This is a genomic window from Citrobacter sp. wls710 (assembly GCF_005281115.1).
GTDB lineage: Bacteria > Pseudomonadota > Gammaproteobacteria > Enterobacterales > Enterobacteriaceae > Citrobacter > Citrobacter werkmanii.
Genome location: NZ_SZXD01000021.1, coordinates 1 through 19,118 on the forward strand (window position 1 = coordinate 1; position 19,118 = coordinate 19,118).

At 51.3% G+C, this 19,118-nt stretch carries 18 protein-coding genes and 2 tRNA genes; 7 read left to right on the top strand and 13 right to left on the bottom strand.

What is annotated here, in order from left to right:
• Window positions 1-92: 92 nt before the first annotated feature.
• From FDX14_RS06245 to cydA, 13 genes are all read right to left on the bottom strand, one after another.
• A tRNA-Lys gene (locus FDX14_RS06245) sits at window positions 93-168 on the bottom strand.
• Window positions 169-814: 646 nt separating this feature from the next.
• A tRNA-Lys gene (locus FDX14_RS06250) sits at window positions 815-890 on the bottom strand.
• A gap of 165 nt (window positions 891-1,055) precedes the next feature.
• Window positions 1,056-1,844, bottom strand: coding sequence for a cell division protein CpoB (cpoB, locus tag FDX14_RS06255; RefSeq protein ID WP_061381936.1), 789 nt, complete (start codon window positions 1,842-1,844; stop codon window positions 1,056-1,058).
• A 9-nt stretch (window positions 1,845-1,853) separates the two neighbouring features.
• Window positions 1,854-2,372, bottom strand: a complete 519-nt coding sequence (pal, locus tag FDX14_RS06260) for a peptidoglycan-associated lipoprotein Pal (protein ID WP_006685431.1) — start codon at window positions 2,370-2,372, stop codon at window positions 1,854-1,856.
• A gap of 34 nt (window positions 2,373-2,406) precedes the next feature.
• Entirely contained in the window at window positions 2,407-3,699 is a 1,293-nt protein-coding gene (gene tolB, locus FDX14_RS06265; protein ID WP_038638949.1) for a Tol-Pal system beta propeller repeat protein TolB, read from the bottom strand.
• Between the two features lie 128 nt (window positions 3,700-3,827).
• Window positions 3,828-5,084 (bottom strand): cell envelope integrity protein TolA, encoded by a 1,257-nt coding sequence (gene tolA, locus FDX14_RS06270; protein ID WP_042309680.1) that lies wholly within the window; start codon window positions 5,082-5,084, stop codon window positions 3,828-3,830.
• A 64-nt stretch (window positions 5,085-5,148) separates the two neighbouring features.
• Window positions 5,149-5,577, bottom strand: coding sequence for a colicin uptake protein TolR (gene tolR / locus FDX14_RS06275; protein ID WP_003022978.1), 429 nt, complete (start codon window positions 5,575-5,577; stop codon window positions 5,149-5,151).
• 3 nt (window positions 5,578-5,580) lie between these two features.
• A complete protein-coding gene (tolQ, locus tag FDX14_RS06280; protein ID WP_003022976.1) occupies window positions 5,581-6,273 on the bottom strand; it encodes a Tol-Pal system protein TolQ in 693 nt (230 codons plus the stop codon).
• Window positions 6,270-6,674 (bottom strand): tol-pal system-associated acyl-CoA thioesterase, encoded by a 405-nt coding sequence (gene ybgC / locus FDX14_RS06285; protein ID WP_061381938.1) that lies wholly within the window; start codon window positions 6,672-6,674, stop codon window positions 6,270-6,272. Before ybgC ends, tolQ begins: the two co-directional genes overlap by 4 nt.
• A 275-nt stretch (window positions 6,675-6,949) precedes the next feature.
• Complete coding sequence (ybgE, locus tag FDX14_RS06290; RefSeq protein WP_042309684.1) at window positions 6,950-7,243, bottom strand: cyd operon protein YbgE; 294 nt, start codon at window positions 7,241-7,243, stop codon at window positions 6,950-6,952.
• The gene (gene cydX / locus FDX14_RS06295; RefSeq protein WP_061381940.1) at window positions 7,243-7,356 is read right to left on the bottom strand and encodes a cytochrome bd-I oxidase subunit CydX; all 114 of its coding nucleotides are present in this window, start codon (window positions 7,354-7,356) and stop codon (window positions 7,243-7,245) included. Before cydX ends, ybgE begins: the two co-directional genes overlap by 1 nt.
• A 14-nt stretch (window positions 7,357-7,370) precedes the next feature.
• The gene (gene cydB, locus FDX14_RS06300) at window positions 7,371-8,510 is read right to left on the bottom strand and encodes a cytochrome d ubiquinol oxidase subunit II (RefSeq protein ID WP_042309685.1); all 1,140 of its coding nucleotides are present in this window, start codon (window positions 8,508-8,510) and stop codon (window positions 7,371-7,373) included.
• A gap of 15 nt (window positions 8,511-8,525) precedes the next feature.
• Window positions 8,526-10,094, bottom strand: coding sequence for a cytochrome ubiquinol oxidase subunit I (gene cydA, locus FDX14_RS06305; RefSeq protein WP_038638936.1), 1,569 nt, complete (start codon window positions 10,092-10,094; stop codon window positions 8,526-8,528).
• A 1,219-nt stretch (window positions 10,095-11,313) separates the two neighbouring features.
• Here cydA and glmS point away from each other — a divergent pair.
• From glmS to FDX14_RS06340, 7 genes are all read left to right on the top strand, one after another.
• A complete protein-coding gene (glmS, locus tag FDX14_RS06310) occupies window positions 11,314-11,763 on the top strand; it encodes a methylaspartate mutase subunit S (RefSeq protein ID WP_137349210.1) in 450 nt (149 codons plus the stop codon).
• Complete coding sequence (glmL, locus tag FDX14_RS06315; RefSeq protein ID WP_042309686.1) at window positions 11,763-13,157, top strand: methylaspartate mutase accessory protein GlmL; 1,395 nt, start codon at window positions 11,763-11,765, stop codon at window positions 13,155-13,157. Before glmS ends, glmL begins: the two co-directional genes overlap by 1 nt.
• Window positions 13,158-13,169: 12 nt before the next feature.
• Window positions 13,170-14,615 (top strand): methylaspartate mutase subunit E, encoded by a 1,446-nt coding sequence (locus tag FDX14_RS06320; protein ID WP_042309688.1) that lies wholly within the window; start codon window positions 13,170-13,172, stop codon window positions 14,613-14,615.
• Entirely contained in the window at window positions 14,615-15,856 is a 1,242-nt protein-coding gene (locus FDX14_RS06325; protein WP_042309690.1) for a methylaspartate ammonia-lyase, read from the top strand. The genes FDX14_RS06320 and FDX14_RS06325 overlap by 1 nt, the downstream gene beginning before the upstream one ends.
• Window positions 15,857-15,859: 3 nt before the next feature.
• Window positions 15,860-17,230: an acyclic terpene utilization AtuA family protein gene (locus tag FDX14_RS06330; protein ID WP_061381691.1), complete on the top strand. Its 1,371-nt coding sequence runs from the start codon at window positions 15,860-15,862 to the stop codon at window positions 17,228-17,230.
• A complete protein-coding gene (locus tag FDX14_RS06335) occupies window positions 17,227-17,544 on the top strand; it encodes a DUF4387 domain-containing protein (RefSeq protein ID WP_008320068.1) in 318 nt (105 codons plus the stop codon). Before FDX14_RS06330 ends, FDX14_RS06335 begins: the two co-directional genes overlap by 4 nt.
• A gap of 169 nt (window positions 17,545-17,713) precedes the next feature.
• Window positions 17,714-19,021, top strand: a complete 1,308-nt coding sequence (locus FDX14_RS06340) for a dicarboxylate/amino acid:cation symporter (RefSeq protein ID WP_061381690.1) — start codon at window positions 17,714-17,716, stop codon at window positions 19,019-19,021.
• Window positions 19,022-19,118: the final 97 nt, after the last annotated feature.

The window sequence follows — 19,118 nt, forward strand, 5'->3', positions numbered from 1 at the left end:
GTGCAGGATGACTCGACTTCGTCTCGCCCTAACGGGCCGTTGCTAAAGCAACGTTATCCTTCACGTTTAACATCTGAGTACGATGTTAAAGTTGGTGGGGCGTGCAGGATTCGAACCTGCGACCAATTGATTAAAAGTCAACTGCTCTACCAACTGAGCTAACGACCCACTTTTTTCGCTGCTTTCAGGCTGTTTGATATCCCTTGGCAACGGCGGCATATATTACTGATTTCAGATTTTAGCGCAACAAAAATTTCGAGGTAAATAACTCAACTGCTTAGGAATCACACGACGCGACCAGAAATAACACGATTTCTGGTCGCATGGTGGTCATTACATCGCGTTAAGGCGTTTTTGCGCTTCGCTAATCACCCGATACTACGCTGGATACTACTTACTAACTGAGTTAGTGGTGGGTCGTGCAGGATGACTCGACTTCGTCTCGCCCTACGGGCCGTTGCTTACGCAACGTTATCCTTCACGTTTTACTATCGCGTTCCACCAGAACGATTGGTGGGTCGTGCAGGATGACTCGACTTCGTCTCGCCCTACGGGCCGTTGCTTACGCAACGTTATCCTTCACGTTTTACTATCGCGTTCCACCAGAACGATTGGTGGGTCGTGCAGGATGACTCGACTTCGTCTCGCCCTACGGGCCGTTGCTTACGCAACGTTATCCTTCACGTTTTACTATCGCGTTCCACCAGAACGATTGGTGGGTCGTGCAGGATGACTCGACTTCGTCTCGCCCTACGGGCCGTTGCTTACGCAACGTTATCCTTCACGTTTTACTATCGCGTTCCACCAGAACGATTGGTGGGTCGTGCAGGATTCGAACCTGCGACCAATTGATTAAAAGTCAACTGCTCTACCAACTGAGCTAACGACCCACTTTTTTCGCTGCTTTCAGGCTGTTTGATATCCCTTGGCAACGGCGGCATATATTACTGATTTCAGATTTTAGCGCAACAAAAATTTCGAGGTAAATAACTCAACTGCTTAGGAATCACACGACGCGACCAGAAATAACACGATTTCTGGTCGCATGGTGGTCATTACATCGCGTTAAGGCGTTTTTGCGCTTGTTTCGCGCCATCAGTGCCAGGATATTTAGTGATAACCTGCTGATAAACCGCTTTAGCTTTTGCTGTGTCGCCTTTGTCCTGCATGATGACGCCGACTTTATACATCGCGTCTGCAGCCTTAGGTGATTTCGGGAAGTTTTTAACTACCGAAGCGAAATAGAACGCGGCATCATCTTTTTTACCCTTGTTGTAATTCAACTGACCCAGCCAATAATTGGCATTTGGCAGGTAAGTAGAATCCGGGTACTTTTTGATGAAGTTCTGAAATGCGTCAATCGCGTCATCCTGACGGGATTTATCCTGTACCAGGGCGATTGCTGCATTGTAATCGGTATTCGCATCGCCAGTTTGTGCCGGAGCCCCTGACGTTGCCGCAGCTCCCGCATCAGGCGCAGGGGTCGCCGCCCCGCTCTGATCCCCACCCGCAGACTGCGCCGCAGGTGCGCCACCGCTGCCAAGATTATTCATCTGCAGCAATATCTGTTTCTGACGTTCAACAACCTGATTCAGCTGATACTGATTTTCCTGAATTTGACCACGCAGGGAGTCAATATCGGACTGATTATCGGAGAGTTGTTGCTGGAGTTGGGTTAAAAGCTGACTGTGAGCGTTAGAAATACGCTCGAGTTGAGTGACACGGTCTTCGACCGAGCCTGAGCCGACACTACTGATTGGCGCCTGTGCAAAAGCGGCCCAGGGGGCCGCTATGCCAACCAGTAACGACAGACTCAACAGATGATGTCTGAAGTTACTGCTCATGCAATTCTCTTAGTAAACCAGTACGGCACGACGGTTTTTGGAGTAAGCCGCTTCGTCATGACCCAGTACTGCAGGTTTTTCTTTACCGTAAGAAACGATAGAGATCTGGTCAGCAGAAACGCCTTTACCCTGCAGGTACATCTTAACGGCGTTTGCACGACGCTCCCCCAGGGAAATGTTGTACTCAGGAGTACCACGTTCGTCCGCATGACCTTCTACGGTGACTTTGTAAGACGGGTTGCTACGCAGGAAGTTAGCGTGCGCATCCAGCATTGCAGCGAAGTCAGAACGGATATCGTACTTGTCCAGATCGAAGTAAACGATGTTGTTCTGCTGCAGCTGCTGCATCTGAAGACGCGCTTGCTCTTCAGAAGACATGTTGCCGCTACCGTTTGCATCCATACCAGTGCCGGCACCCAGCATGCCTTCGCTGCCGTCATTGCTGGCGTTCTTGTTAGAAGAACACGCCGCAATAGCCATAACAGGCAGAGCAATCATCAGCCCTTTCAGCACTTTGTTCAGTTGCATTTCAATGATTCCTTTATTAATCAATTATTTATTATCACAGATACGGCGACCAGGCAGGGAATTTAACCTGACCATCAGTTGCCGGAAGACGCGCTTTGAAACGCCCATCTGTAGAAACCAAATTCAGCACGGATCCCATCCCCTGAGAAGAGCTGTAGATTACCATAGTGCCGTTAGGTGCCAGACTTGGCGTTTCGTCCAGGAACGTTGACGACAGAACTTGTACGCCACCCGCTACCAGATCTTGTTTGGCAATGTGTTGCTGACCGTTAGCCGAGCTTACCATTACCATAAATTTACCGTCGCTGCTCACATCCGCATCCTGGTTTTGCGAACCTTCCCAGGTAATACGCTGCGGAGCACCGCCGTTGACGTTAACTTTGTATACCTGCGGACGACCGGCCTGGTCAGACGTAAAGGCCAGATTCTGGCTGTCCGGGAACCAGGTTGGTTCCGTGTTGTTGCTGCGACCATCCGTCACCTGACGGATTTGACCAGAACCAATGTCCATGACATACAGGTTCAGGCTACCGGTTTTAGACAGGGCAAACGCCAGTTTGCTGCCATCCGGAGAAAACGCCGGTGCGCCGTTGTGACGCGGGAAAGAAGCGACCTGACGAACAGCGCCGTTAGACAACGTCTGAATAACCAGCGCAGAACGACCGCTTTCGAAGGTTACGTAAGCCAGTTTTGAACCGTCCGGAGACCACGCCGGAGACATCAGCGGCTGCGGAGAACGGTGAACCACGAACTGGTTGTAACCATCGTAGTCGGACACGCGTAATTCGTACGGGAACTGACCACCGTTGGTCTGAACAACATACGCGATACGGGTACGGAATGCGCCCTTAATACCGGTCAGTTTTTCAAATACTTCGTCACTGGCAGTATGGCCCGCGTAACGCAGCCATTGCTTGTTCACTTTATAGGTGTTCTGCGCCAGTACGGTACCCGGCGCGCCGCCGGTATCAACCAGTTGATAAGCCACGCTGTAGGAGCCATCCGGATTCGGCGTTACCTGCCCGACCACGACGGCATCAATACCCAGCGCAGACCATGCAGCAGGTTGAACTTCCGCCGCGGTACCCGGCTGCTGTGGCAGACGAGAACGATCTAATGGGTTAAATTTACCGCTGTTACGCAGGTCAGCACCTACGATACCACCGATATCTTCAGGTGCAGCACCCGGCCCTGCCCACTGGAATGGGACAACGCCAATCGGGCGTGCCGAGTCCACCCCCTGGGTGATCTCGATACGTACTTCTGCATGCAGCACTGCTGCCCACAGCATCAGAAAACCAAATGCTACTCGTAATGCCTGCTTCATCATATCTCCCTTATCTGGACGGAACGCCCACGATAATTTAGCAGAATGTTAACAAACTCAAATACACAAAACTACCAGAACTCTGTCTCAACCTTAGACTGTTTCCCCCGATTTCTCAGGGGTTGTTATTACAGTTTAAAGTCCAGTTTGGCATCTTTTACTTTTTCATAAACAGCCTGGCTAGGCGGTTTAGGAATTCTGGCTGTTTTCGCAGCCGTCAACGCGGCCTGGCACAATGCCGGATCGCCGCCCTCTTCGGTCACATCCAGTAACAGACCATCGGGTGCTAACTTAATATGTAGTACGCAAGATTTACCCGCGTACAAATCAGCACCATACAGACGGCTCTGGATCGCATTACGAATTTGAGAGGCGTAAGCACTGATATCAGCGCCAGATGCGCCGCCATTTGCACCACTTGTACCACTATCTTTCGCCGGTTGACCGCTTCCTTTCGCTCCACCACCTGATTTCGGCGCATTCTTACCGGAGCTTAAGTCACCCAACAAGTCGTCAACGCCAGAGGCCGCAGCGGCCTTCTCAGCAGCCGCTTTTTTCGCAGCAGCGGCTTTATCTGCCGCAGCTTTCTTGTCAGCAGCAGCTTTATCAGCGGCAGCTTTCTTGTCTGCAGCGGCTTTTTCCGCAGCGGCTTTCTTTTCAGCCGCCGCTTTTTCAGCGGCAGCAGCTTTTGCGGCAGCGGCTTTTTCTGCTTTTTCGGCGGCAGCTTTTTCTGCTGCAGCTTGCTTAGCAGCTTCAGCCTGGGCTTTCTTCGCGGCGTCTGCGGCAGCCTTAGCGGCTTGTGCTTCGGCAACTTTCTTCGCATCAGCGGCGGCTTTAGCGGCTTCAGCCTCAGCTTTTTTCTGTGCGTCCGCAGCGGCTTTCTTCGCGGCATCTGCCGCTTGTTTCGCCTGTGCATCCGCCTTGGCCTTCGCGTCTGCAGCAGCCTTCGCCGCAGCTTCTTCAGCCTGTTTCTGTTGCTCTTGCGCTTTCGCGGCGGCAGCTTCAGCCTGTTTCTGCTGTTCCGCCTGTTCGCGCACTTTTTCCTGCGCGGCTAAACGTTCTTTTTCCAGCTGCTTCAGTCGCTCTTGCTCAGCCGCCTGCTTCTCGCGAAGTTCCTCAGCTTGCTGCTGCGCCTGTTTTTCACGCTGCTCTTCTGCACGTTTCGCACTTGCCTGCTGTTGCTGCTGCCTGTCGTACTGTTGCACAACGGCACCAGGATCAACCATAACGGCGTCGATGGACGAACCGCCACCGCCGCCGGCTGAAGCATCAATGTGCTCATCGAACGAACTCCAGATCAGCGCTGCAAATAAAATGACATGCAGCACCGCTGAAATAATTATCGCCCTTTTGAGCTTGTCGTTTTGTTCGGTTGCCTTTGACACTCTCGGTTCCCAAAAAACTGTTCGCCTGTTACGCGCTATCTTTCAAGCCAGCAATACGCAGACATCAGATTGGCTGCGTCATCAAGCCAACCGATTTTACGCCTGCACTGTGTAACAAGTTCAGCGCTTTAATTATTTCATCATAAGGCACGTCTTTCGCACCACCGATTAAAAAGACCGTTTTCGGATTGGTCTGCAGGCGGCTTTTCGCTTCCGCGATAACCTGCTCCGGCGGCAGTTGATCCATACGATCTTTTTCTACCACCACGCTGTATTGCCCAATGCCGGAAACTTCAATAATGACCGGAGGTTCGTCGTTACTGCTGACGGCTTGCGATTCGGTCGCATCCGGCAGATCGACTTCCACGCTCTGGGTGATGATCGGCGCGGTTGCCATAAAGATCAGCAGCAGCACCAGCAGTACGTCGAGCAGCGGTACAATATTGATTTCGGACTTAAGTTCGCGACGACCTCGTCCACGCGTTCTGGCCATGGCTTACCCCTTGTTGCTCTCGCTAACGGTAAACGCCTGGCGGTGCAGAATCGCGGTGAACTCTTCCATAAAGTTGTCGTAATTCAGTTCCAGCTTGTTCACGCGCTGATTCAGTCGGTTGTAAGCCATAACCGCAGGGATTGCCGCAAACAGACCGATAGCCGTTGCAATCAGCGCTTCCGCGATACCCGGTGCGACCATTTGCAGCGTTGCCTGTTTTACCGCGCCCAGCGCGATAAACGCGTGCATGATCCCCCAAACGGTTCCGAACAGACCGATATACGGACTGATGGAGCCGACGGTGCCGAGGAATGGAATATGCGTTTCCAGCGTTTCCAGCTCACGGTTCATCGAAATTCGCATCGCACGGGATGCCCCCTCAACGACCGCTTCCGGCGCATGGCTATTTGCCCTGTGCAAACGCGCAAACTCTTTGAATCCGCTATAGAAAATTTGTTCCGACCCTGCCAAATTATCACGACGCCCCTGGCTTTCCTGATACAGGCGTGACAACTCAATACCAGACCAGAACTTGTCTTCAAATGCTTCTGCTTCACGTGAAGCGGCATTCAGAATACGGGTCCGCTGGATAATAATGGCCCAGGATGCGATTGAGAAACCAATCAAAATCAACATGATAAGTTTAACCAGAAGGCTTGCCTTCAGGAACAAATCAAGGATATTCATGTCAGTCACTGCTTAAACTCCGCGACAATAGACTTGGGAAGCGCACGAGGCTTCATTTTGAGTGGATCAACGCAAACAATCAGAACTTCGGCTTCATTCAGCACGGCGTTCTCTGCGTTGACAATGCGTTGCGTGAAAACCAATGAGGTGCCACGCATTGACGTAATTTCGGTTTGGACTTCGAGCATATCGTCGAGCCGCGCAGGCGCAAAATACTCAAGAGTCATCTTGCGTACCACAAAGGCTACGCGTTCTGCCAGCAGCACCTGCTGACTGAAGTGATGATGACGCAGCATCTCTGTGCGTGCCCTTTCATAAAAAGCGACGTAGCTGGCGTGGTAAACCACCCCACCGGCATCGGTGTCTTCATAGTAGACACGAACCGGCCATCGAAACATATACTTATTCATTCTTACTGCCTCTTTGTTGGCTTCGTCCACTCACACCCGTTGCTTACCCTGGTAAGCGCCTGGTGACTCGCGTTTTTGCCGCCGCGATGCATCAAGAATGTCGTTGTATATCGCGCTGTCTTCACTGTACATCCCGGTAATGCAACAAAAGGTTAGTGCTTTCAAACTTCGCTACTATACGCGCGGGAATGGTGCTTTGGAATGGGGGAAAGTAAACGGAGAGTAAAAAATTATGGGCTTATGCAAGCCCATAAATATTTAAGGATGTTTCTTATTCAAAAGAAGAAGAAAATCAGACCAACAATGAGGACGATATCCGCGATCAGCGGGCAGAAGATGCCCTGCCAGTGCACCGCGCGAGGACGAAAGCCAACGCCGTGAATGATGCCAGTACAGACAGCCCACATCAGCAGAAAACCATGCCAGATTTCAAGCTCACTGGTTTTGGCCGCGAAACGTGACGGGTCCCAGAATATGCAGCCAGCCAACACGATTGCCAGCACAAAGGAAAGCGCCCGCAAGGGGCGCTTGTCCATTACCGCATAAACCATCGCGATAAGGTTGATCATCAGCTTTCTTCTTGTCCGGCTTTGCCTGATTCAACGTGCTCAAGCGCCAGGGCTGTGATTATCCCAAATGCACAGGCAAGAAGCGTTCCCAGAATCCATGCGAAATACCACATATTTAGCTCCTTACTTAGTACAGAGAATGGGTGTTACGTTCAATATCTTCTTTGGTGATGCGACCAAACATTTTCCAGTAACACCAGGTGGTGTAGATGAGAATGATCGGTACAAACACCAGTGCCACATAGGTCATCACGTTCAGCGTCAGCTGACTGGAAGTCGCATCCCACATGGTCAGACTCGCGTTCATCATGGTGCTGGATGGCATCACAAACGGGAACATTGCGATACCGGCAGTCAGGATGATGCAGGCTAACGTCAGTGAGGAGAAGACGAACGCCCATGCCCCTTTCTCCATACGAGAAGTCAGGATGGTCAACAGCGGCAGAACCACGCCCAGTGCAGGAACCAGCCACAGGACAGGTGCATTATTAAAGTTCACCATCCATGCACCAGCAACGCGCGCCACTTCTTTGGTCAGCGGGTTAGAGGCGGCATGATGATCCACTGCAGAGGTCACAACATAACCGTCAATACCGTAAATCACCCACACGCCGGCCAGCGCGAAGCAGACCAGAGTCACCAGCGCCGCTACCTGCGCGGTGGTACGCGTACGCAGGTGCAGTTCACCAACCGTACGCATCTGCAGGTAGGTTGCGCCCTGGGTGATGATCATCCCAACGCTCACGATACCTGCCAGCAGACCAAACGGATTCAGCAACTGGAAGAAGTTACCGGTGTAGTACAGACGCAGGTACTCATCGATATGGAACGGTACGCCCTGCAACAGGTTACCGAACGCCACGCCAATTACCAGCGGCGGAACAAAGCTACCAATGAAAATGCCCCAGTCCCACATGTTACGCCAACGAGTGTCTTCAATCTTGGAACGGTAATCAAAACCGACCGGACGGAAGAATAATGACGCCAGTACCAGAACCATCGCCACATAGAAACCAGAGAACGCAGCGGCATACACCATCGGCCAGGCAGCGAACAGAGCGCCACCCGCGGTGATGAGCCAAACCTGGTTACCGTCCCAGTGCGGAGCGATGGAGTTAATCATAATTCGACGCTCGGTATCATTACGACCGAGGAAACGGGTGAGCATGCCCACCCCCATGTCGAAGCCATCAGTGACCGCAAAACCAATCAGCAGAATGCCGACCAACAGCCACCAGACAAAACGCAATACTTCATAATCGATCATTTGACGACTCCTGTCTTAGCGTGCCGGCTGAGAAGTCACATTGGACTGCTCAAAGTGATAGCGACCGGTTTTCAGGCTGCTCGGGCCGAGGCGCGCAAACTTGAACATTAAGAACAATTCTGCCACCAGGAACAGGGTATACAGGCCACAAATCAGGATCATGGAGAACAGCAGATCGCCTACTGTCAACGATGAGTTTGCCACCGCCGTTGGTAATACTTCGCCGATTGCCCATGGTTGTCGGCCATATTCGGCGACAAACCAACCTGCTTCTACAGCAATCCACGGCAGTGGAATACCGTACAGCGCGGCACGCAGCAGCCATTTTTTCTCACCGATGCGGTTACGAATGACGCTCCAGAAGGAAAGCGCAATAATGGCCAGCAGCAAGAAGCCACACGCCACCATGATACGGAAAGCGAAATACAGCGGCGCAACGCGAGGAATAGAATCTTTCGTTGCCTGTTGAATTTGCGCTTCGGTTGCGTCGGTGACGTTGTCCGTATAGCGTTTCAGCAGCAGACCATAACCCAGATCTTTCTTCATGCTGTTGAACTGGTCACGAACAGCCTGATCGGTTGACCCCGCACGCAATTCTTCCAGCAGCTGATACGCCTTCATCCCGTTACGGATACGCTCTTCATGCTGCGCCATCAGGTCTTTCAGACCAATGACCGGTGTATCAACAGAGCGGGTGGCAATGATGCCCAGCGCATAAGGAATTTGAATCGCAAATTTGTTTTCTTGTTTATCCTGGTCGGGAATACCGAACAAGGTAAACGCAGCAGGAGCAGGTTGAGTTTCCCACTCAGCTTCAATAGCGGCGAGTTTAGTTTTCTGTACGTCGCCCATTTCGTAACCGGATTCATCACCCAGCACGATAACAGACAGCACAGCCGCCATACCAAAGCTGGCAGCAATCGCGAAGGAGCGTTTTGCGAACGCAAAGTCACGGCCTTTCAGCATGTAATAAGCACTGATGCCAAGAATGAACATCGCGCCAGTGACATACCCCGATGCCACCGTGTGAACAAATTTCACCTGGGCAACCGGGTTGAGCACCAGTTCGGAGAAGCTCAGCATCTCCATACGCATGGTTTCGAAGTTGAAATCCGCGGCGATTGGGTTTTGCATCCAGCCGTTCGCAACCAGAATCCACAGTGCGGACAGGTTAGAACCCAGTGCCACCAGCCAGGTGACGCACATATGCTGGACTTTACCCAAACGATCCCAACCGAAGAAGAACAGACCTACAAAGGTGGATTCGAGGAAGAAGGCCATCAAACCTTCGATAGCCAGCGGCGCACCGAAAATATCCCCTACATAGTGGGAATAGTAAGACCAGTTAGTCCCGAACTGGAACTCCATGGTCAGACCGGTAGCCACACCCAGAGCGAAGTTGATACCAAACAACTTGCCCCAGAACTTGGTCATATCTTTATAAATCTGTTTGCCGGAAAGGACGTAGACCGTTTCCATAATGGCCAGCAAGAACGCCATACCGAGCGTCAGTGGCACAAACAGGAAGTGGTACATCGCGGTCAAGGCAAACTGTAAGCGCGACAGTTCGACTATATCTAACATCATGACTCCTTGCTCATCGCATGAAGACTCCGAGAGTGAACCCCGTTAGAAAGGGTCACACGCATGCCCCAATACAAATTTATCTGCTTCCTTCCGCCGCTGTTCCTTCTTCTCATTTGAAGAAACGACAATGATGAAAGGTTACAAACATGTTAATAAAACACTCAAATTGATCCCGCGATTATATTACGCCGTAAAATCCTTACAATAAACAGGTTTTTATCGAGGCAAATTTGCATTTTTCGATAGTGATCAATTTATAGCTAATTTATCACTCTCAGACCAATTTGATCTGCGGCAATTTAACCTCTTTTTGTGCTGTTTTCCAAGTTTTAAACTTTGATTTAAATCAATTTCCAAATTTATTGTTAATGGTGTTTAACACTACAGTGACTAGTGAACATCATGTTAACGACATGTTTTTCAATGAGTATTTGTCGTTACTACAAATGATAGAATATTTATTTAAATCTACACGGTCTTTTAACCGCTCAGGCAGACAAAATTGATAGCAGATAAAGAGTCACTATTGCTGGGTAGCTCACAGTTTTTTGTTTGGCAAGGTGTGTAATAGTTATTTCATACAATTTATTCATTTTATTTTTACTTATAATTAACACCAAGATGTAACTATCTCAACTGGAAGCGAAAACGCACCCCATTGACCAACGCATTGCATTAAACGTTCTGGCGCAGAAAGTCCGCCTGTCACTTTTATCATCACCGTAAGTTATCGTTCACGCTACTTCTTCGTTTCTGTGGCAAAGATTAAATATGACAAAAACAATTCATTAGCATTTTTATCCTAAATTTAACAAAGGAATAATTGTGACATATAAGATTAATAAATAAAAAACCGTTAGATGGTTCACAAGTTATTTAGTGAAGAGATTTTTTGAAATTATTAAAAGCGCGACCTGAATGGCGTGCACAACAAAATAAGATTTTGATCACAAACATGGCAAGTCATTTATTACGCGATTTTCTAAAAAATTAAAACCAACACAGAAAACACAACATAACCACATGATTAAAAACACATTTTTCAAATAAAAAATATAACAATCATTTTTATCAGGATATTTTGAAAATAGATCAATTGCTTCATTTTTCGCTTCCACAGAAACTCCAACCCTATTAAAAGGTTGTCACAATACAAGCTCTGAATATTAGAAAAGTATTTTCACTTATTGACCATCAGCCCTACAGAGGATTACCCATGAAAAAATCTACACTTGTTATTGGCGTCATCGGTGCTGACTGCCATGCAGTAGGCAATAAAGTTCTGGATCGCGTTTTTACTGCGCATGATTTTCACGTAATCAACCTCGGGGTGATGGTGAGCCAGGATGAATATATTGATGCCGCGATTGAAACAGGCGCCGATGCCATCGTGGTGTCCTCCATCTACGGTCATGGTGACATTGACTGCCTCGGGTTACGTGAACGCTGCATCGAACGCGGACTCGGTGACATTCTGCTGTACGTCGGCGGCAACCTGGTTGTAGGCAAACATGACTTCGCCGATGTGGAAGTGAAGTTTAAAGAGATGGGATTTAACCGCGTCTTCGCCCCCAGCCACGATCTGGAGGATGTCTGCGCGCTTATCGCCAATGATATTCACCAACACAATGGCCTCAAACAGCGTTGCCTGGAAGAGGCTATCTGATGCAAACAGTTTCTGTCGATATCGGCTCGACCTGGACCAAGGCAGCCCTCTTCGCCCATGAAGGCGAGGAGTTAACCCTGGTAAACCATGTCCTGACCCCAACCACCACACATCATCTGGCAGACGGTTTTTTTGCCAGCCTGAATCAGGTGCTGAATGTTGCCGATGCTCGCCCGTTACTGAAAAGTGGTGAAGTGCAGTTGAAGTACTCCTCCTCGGCCAAGGGTGGACTCGCCGTTGCAGCGATGGGGCTGGTGCCTTCCATTACGCTGGAATCAGCAAAAGTTACCGCCCATTCGGCAGGAGCGAAAATCGCGCAATATTATTCGTACAAGCTGAACCGTCATGACATACAGGAGCTGGAATCATCACCACCGGACATCCTGTTATTTACCGGCGGTACAGACGGTGGAGAAGAAAGCTATGGTCTGGCGAATGCGCGTGCATTGGCAGACTCGAAGCTGGATTGCGCCATTATCTACGCAGGAAACCGGGACATTCAGGACGAAATACAAACGATTCTCGGGCACAAGGATCTGACCACGGTAGACAACATTCTGCCTGATCTCGATCACCCGAATCCGTTTGCCGCGCGCCAGGCGATTTGTGATGTGTTTTTGTCGCGCATTGTGAAAGGCAAAGGTCTGGACGTCATTGTCGGTGAAACAGGCGAAGAGCCAATGCCGACGCCATGGACGGTATATGAGTTAGTCAAAGCCATTAGCGATTACGACAGCGCATGGAAGGAATTCATGCTGATTGATATGGGCGGAGCCACCACGGATGTCTATTCGGCCAGCGCGAATACCCTCTCCCCCGATACCGTCCTGCATGGTGTTCCAGAGCCTTTCGTCAAACGTACTGTTGAAGGCGACCTGGGGATGCGCGTTTCCGCCGTCGTGGTGGGAGAAAGCACGCAGGATATGGTGAAAGTCATCTTCGCCCAACAGCCGCAGCGCGAGGAAGCATTTTACCGCTACCTGCGTCATTTGGTTGGGCAGCCGGATTACCTGCCACTCAGCGAGGAGGAGAAATATTTCGACACTCTGCTGGCAGGTTTATGCGTGGGCTATGCCGCTGAGCGCCACGCGGGCACTAAAAAGCAGGTTTGCACCTGCGTGGGTAACGTGGATTTACAGATGGGTCGCGATCTCACCACCGTACGCAAAGTCGTCGGTTCAGGTGGATGGCTCTCTCGCGCCAGCCAGTTCGATATCCATAACTGGCTCAAATACCGAGAGCTGGACGACCAGGGTAAAAGAATTCTGTTACCGAATCAGTTTGAGTATTACCGCGATTCAAATGGCCTGCTCCCTCTACTGGCAAACGTCGCCAGGCTGTACCCGCAAGCCGCTGCTCGCACCAGCATTCAGTGTTTAACCCTACAAAACTAAAGGCAGCTACGAATGGAACTTCGAAATAAAAAATTGACCCATGACGAATTCATGACCGAAAGGCATCAGGTGTTGCAAACCTGGGAAACCGGCAAAGACGTTGAGAACTTCGAAGATGGCGTGAAATACCAGCAATCAATTCCAGACAAGAAGCGCTTTTCCCTCGCTCTGCTGAAGGCCGATCAGGAAGGTAAAACCCTGAGTCAGCCGCGCGCAGGCGTGGCATTAATGGACGAGCATATTGCACTGCTCAAAACGTTGCAGGAAGAGTGCGATCTTCTGCCAAGTACTATTGATGCCTATACCCGTCTGAACCGCTATGAAGAAGCCGCTGTCGGGATCCAGAAATCCATCGAAGCGGGGACTTCCAAGCTGAATGGTTTACCGGTCGTCAATCACGGGGTTGCTGCCTGCCGCCGTATGACTGAGTCGCTGGAAAAACCGATCCAGGTTCGCCACGGGACGCCGGATGCGCGTCTGCTGGCAGAAATCGCCATGGCCAGTGGCTTTACCAGCTACGAAGGCGGCGGTATCTCTTACAACATCCCTTACGCCAAACGCGTCACCCTGGAAAAATCCATCCGCGACTGGCAGTACTGCGATCGCCTGATGGGTCTGTACGAAGAGAACGGCATTCGCATCAACCGCGAACCGTTTGGTCCGCTGACCGGCACCCTGATCCCGCCGTTTATGTCCCACTCGGTAGCGATTATTGAAGGTCTGCTGGCGCTGGAACAGGGCGTGAAGTCAATCACCGTCGGCTACGGTCAGGTCGGTAGCCTGACGCAGGATATTGCCGCTATTCAGGCGCTGCGTGAGCTGTCCCACGAATATTTCCATAACCACGGCTTCGACGATTATGAACTGAGCACCGTTTTCCACCAGTGGATGGGCGGATTCCCGGAAGATGAAGCGAAAGCCTTCTCCGTTATCGCCTGGGGCGCAGCGGTTGCCGGTATGTCGGGCGCAACAAAAGTGATCACCAAAAGCCCGCACGAAGCGTTCGGTATCCCAACTGCGGCAGCGAACGCCCAGGGACTTAAAGCCTCACGCCAGATGCTCAACATGGTCAGTGACCAGAAATTCCCGCAGTGTGCTGCCGTGGAACAGGAAGTCGAGCTGATCAAGAGCGAAGTCCGCGCGGTGCTGAAAAAAGTCTTTGAACTCGGCAATGGCGACATTGCGCGCGGTACGGTGCTGGCCTTTGAAGCAGGCGTGCTGGATGTGCCTTTCGCCCCTGCCGCCTGTAACGCCGGGAAGATCCTGCCGGTGCGCGATAACACAGGAGCCATCCGTATTCTCGAAGCCGGTGCCGTTCCGCTGCCGAAAGACGTTCTTGCCCTGCACCACGACTACGTCGCAGAGCGCGCGCATTTCGAAGGCCGTAAACCTTCTTTCCAGATGGTCATTGATGACATCAACGCCGTATCCCACAGTAAATTAATAGGAAGACCATAATGAAAATTAAACAGGCCCTTTTCACCGCTGGCTACTCCTCATTTTATTTTGACGATCAGCAGGCCATCAAAAACGGCGCCGGTCATGACGGGTTTATCTATACCGGCTCCCCGGTAACGCCTGGCTTTACCTCTGTTCGCCAGGCGGGTGAATGCGTTTCTGTGCAGTTGGTTCTGGAAAACGGCGCAGTGGCGGTAGGTGATTGTGCTGCGGTGCAATATTCAGGCGCAGGCGGTCGCGACCCGCTGTTCCTGGCTGAAAACTTTATCCCTTTCCTCAACGATCACATCAAGCCGTTGCTGGAAGGCCGTGACGTGGATGCTTTCCTGCCAAACGCCCGCTTCTTTGATCAGTTGCGTATCGATGGTCATCTGCTGCATACCGCGGTCCGTTATGGTCTGTCTCAAGCACTGCTCGACGCGGCCGCACTGGCGACCGGCCGCCTGAAAACTGAAGTGGTGTGCGACGAGTGGCAACTGCCATGCGTCCCGGAAGCCATTCCATTATTTGGTCAGAGCGGTGATGACCGTTATATCGCCGTCGACAAGATGATCCTCAAAGGCGTGGACGTTCTGCCGCACGCGCTGATCAACAACGTGGAAGAGAAGCTGGGCTTTAAAGGTGAAAAACTGCGTGAGTATGTGCGCTGGTTGTCTAATCGCATCTTAAGCCTGCGCACCAGCGAGCGTTATCACCCGACGCTGCACATTGATGTCTATGGCACTATCGGTCTGATCTTCGATATGGATCCGGTGCGCTGCGCTGAATATATCGCCAGCCTGGAAGCGGAAGCCCAGGGCCTGCCGCTGTACATTGAAGGTCCGGTGGATGCCGGTAACAAGCCGGATCAGATCCGCATGTTAACCGCTATTACCAAAGAGCTGACCCGTCTGGGTTCCGGCGTGAAAATCGTTGCGGATGAGTGGTGTAACACCTATCAGGACATCGTGGACTTCACCGACGCGGGCAGTTGCCACATGGTGCAGATCAAAACCCCGGATCTGGGCGGTATTCATAACATCGTTGATGCGGTGCTGTATTGTAACAAACACGCAATGGAAGCCTATCAGGGCGGTACCTGTAACGAAACGGAAATCAGTGCTCGCACCTGCGTACACGTCGCGCTGGCCGCGCGTCCTATGCGCATGCTGGTCAAACCAGGTATGGGTTTCGATGAAGGTCTCAACATCGTGTTTAACGAAATGAACCGCACCATCGCGTTGTTGCAAACTAAGGATTAAGAGATGGCACGCACATTTAAGATCTTATCGCCTACGGCTATCCTGGGTTATGGCTTCCCGGAAGAAAGTTTTCGTAAAGCCATGGAAGAGTCACCGGATCTTATTGCTGTTGACGCAGGTTCCTCCGATCCAGGCCCCCACTACCTGGGGGCAGGTAAACCGTTTACCGACAGGGCCGGTGTGAAACGCGATCTGCGCTATATGATCGTGGCAGGCGTTAAGAACAACATCCCGGTAGTGATTGGCACGGCCGGTGGTTCAGGCGCCGCTCCGCATCTGGAGTGGTGTCGCCAGATAATCCATGAGATTGCTCAGGAAGAAAACCTGTCCTTCTCCATGGCGCTGATCCCGTCTGATGTCGACAAAGAGATCGTTCATCAGGCGCTGGATAACGGCAAAATCACCGCGCTCGATTTTGTGCCTGAACTGACTCACGAGGCAATTGAAGACAGCACCTACATTGTCGCGCAGATGGGCGTCGAGCCTTTCCAGCGTGCGCTGAAAGCCGGTGCGCAGGTGGTACTGGGCGGACGTGCTTACGATCCGGCCTGCTTCGCCGCGCTGCCGATTATGCAGGGCTTTGATGAAGGTCTGGCGCTTCATTGCGGTAAGATCCTTGAGTGTGCCGCCATTGCCGCCACCCCTGGCTCTGGCTCAGATTGTGCGATGGGGATCATTGACGACAACGGCTTTACGCTGAAAGCGTTCAATCCCAAGCGTAAGTTCACTGAAACTTCCGCGGCGGCGCACACCCTGTATGAGAAGTCCGATCCGTACTTCCTGCCGGGGCCAGGCGGCGTACTGAACCTGAAAGCGTGCACCTTCACTCAGGTTAACGAGGGTGAAGTGTATGTCAGCGGTTCACGTCATGAAGAAACGCCGTATGCGTTGAAACTGGAAGGCGCACGTCAGGTTGGCTTCCGCTGCCTGACTATCGCCGGAACGCGTGACCCGATCATGATTGCCGGAATTGACACCATTCTCGAAGAGGTACAGGCCAGCGTTAAGCGTAACCTCTCGCTGACTGACGACAGTATCCGTATGACCTTCCACCTGTACGGTAAGAACGGTGTGATGGGCGACCATGAACCGATGAAAACCGCCGGTCATGAGCTAGGGATTTTACTGGACGTCGTCGCACCGACGCAGGATATCGCCAACAGCGTTTGCTCGCTGGTGCGCTCTACCCTGCTGCACTACGGTTATGAAAATCGCATTGCGACCGCGGGCAACCTCGCCTTCCCGTTCTCGCCATCCGATATTCAGAGTGGACCGGTGTATGAGTTCTCGATCTATCACCTGATTGAAGCGAGCGATGCGCTGCGTTTTGATTTCCACATTGAACAGGTGACGCCAGAAGGAGTTCAGGCATGAAACACTCAATTTGTTCACTGGCGCAGGTCATTCGTTCCAAAAACGCCGGGCCGTACGAACTGGTTTTAGATATTTTATTTAAAACCCGTGAAGATTATCAGCGAGTGAAGCGTTCAGAACAATTAACGCCACAGCTTATTGCTGGTTTATATAATGTCAAACCTGATTTTATTCATAATATTGTCTGGTTTGACCCGGCGAATGCCGTAAAAATTGTCATGCCGCGCGATATTATCTCCGGCAATGTTGGTGACAATGATGTTTATGGTGCGCAGCAACACGCGCCATTATTAAGTATTGAGTTCGACCTGTAGTAAAAAAACACAATAACAACCATTGGAGCACAGAATTCAGCTGTATCACAGTGCTTCGAATTATTCATGCGGTTGGTCACAACAGGCGTGCGTCTGAACTGCTGTCCGGGTTCAGGCGCGCGCCGCCCTACACAATTCCAATTACCAACCTTTATCCGATGGAGTACACATGAAGAAAATAAGTTTAACGAAGATGATCATATTAGGCCTGATACTCGGCATGATTGCCGGGGTGGCCATAAATAATATGGTCGCGGCTGAAACGGCAAAATCTTATGCAGCAGATATTTCCATTTTCACCACCATATTCTTACGCATGGTGAAAATGATTATCGCCCCATTGGTTATTTCAACTTTGGTTGTGGGTATTGCCAAAATGGGCGATGCCAAAACGCTGGGACGTATATTTTCGAAAACCTTCTTCCTGTTTATTTGCGCCTCACTGCTGTCAATCGCGCTGGGACTGGTTATCGTTAATATTTTCCAGCCAGGCGCTGGCATCAACTTTGTTCCACATGACGCCGGAGCCGTTGCCGCCGTTAAGTCTGAGCCATTCACGCTGAAAGTATTCATCTCGCACGCAGTACCAACCAGTATTGTTGATGCGATGGCACGCAACGAAATTCTGCAGATCGTCGTCTTCTCAATTTTCCTCGGTTGCAGCCTTGCCGCAATTGGTGAGAAAGCCGAGCCTATCGTGAAGGTTCTGGATTCACTGGTACACGTAATGCTGAAGCTGACGGGTTACGTCATGCTGTTTGCGCCACTGACCGTTTTTGCCGCTATTTCGGGTCTGATTGCCGAACGTGGTCTGGGTGTGATGGTCAGCGCCGGGATCTTTATGGGTGAATTCTACCTGACGCTGGGTATGCTGTGGGCGATCCTGATCGGCCTGTCCACCATGATCGTCGGGCCTTGCATCGCGCGTTTAACGAAATCAATCCTCGAACCTGCACTGTTGGCCTTCACCACCTCCAGCTCTGAAGCCGCTTTCCCGGGCACGCTGGACAAGCTGGAAAAATTCGGTGTTTCCTCAAAAATCGCCAGCTTCGTTCTGCCTATCGGTTACTCCTTTAACCTGGTCGGCTCGATGGCGTACTGCTCCTTTGCCACCGTATTTATTGCCCAGGCGTGCAACATCGAATTGAGCATGGGTGAGCAAATCACCATGCTGTTGATTCTGATGCTGACCTCAAAAGGGATGGCGGGCGTACCGCGTGCATCAATGGTGGTAATCGCCGCCACCCTGAACCAGTTCAACATTCCGGAAGCCGGTCTGATCCTACTGATGGGTGTGGATCCATTCCTCGATATGGGGCGTTCTGCTACCAACGTCATGAGTAACGCCATGGGCGCTGCCATTGTGGGTCGTTGGGAAGGCGAACACTTCGGCCAGGGTTGTCGCGGAACTGCGCCAGTGAAGACACCGGAACAAGAACGTCCGGTGACCGAACAGTCAGAAGTTGCGATGTCCTGATAGCGCGCTTATCCGGCCTACAAAACGGTCAATTATCCGTAGGCCGGATAAGGTGGAACACCGCCATCCAGCACGATGATGAACACACCAACAGGAT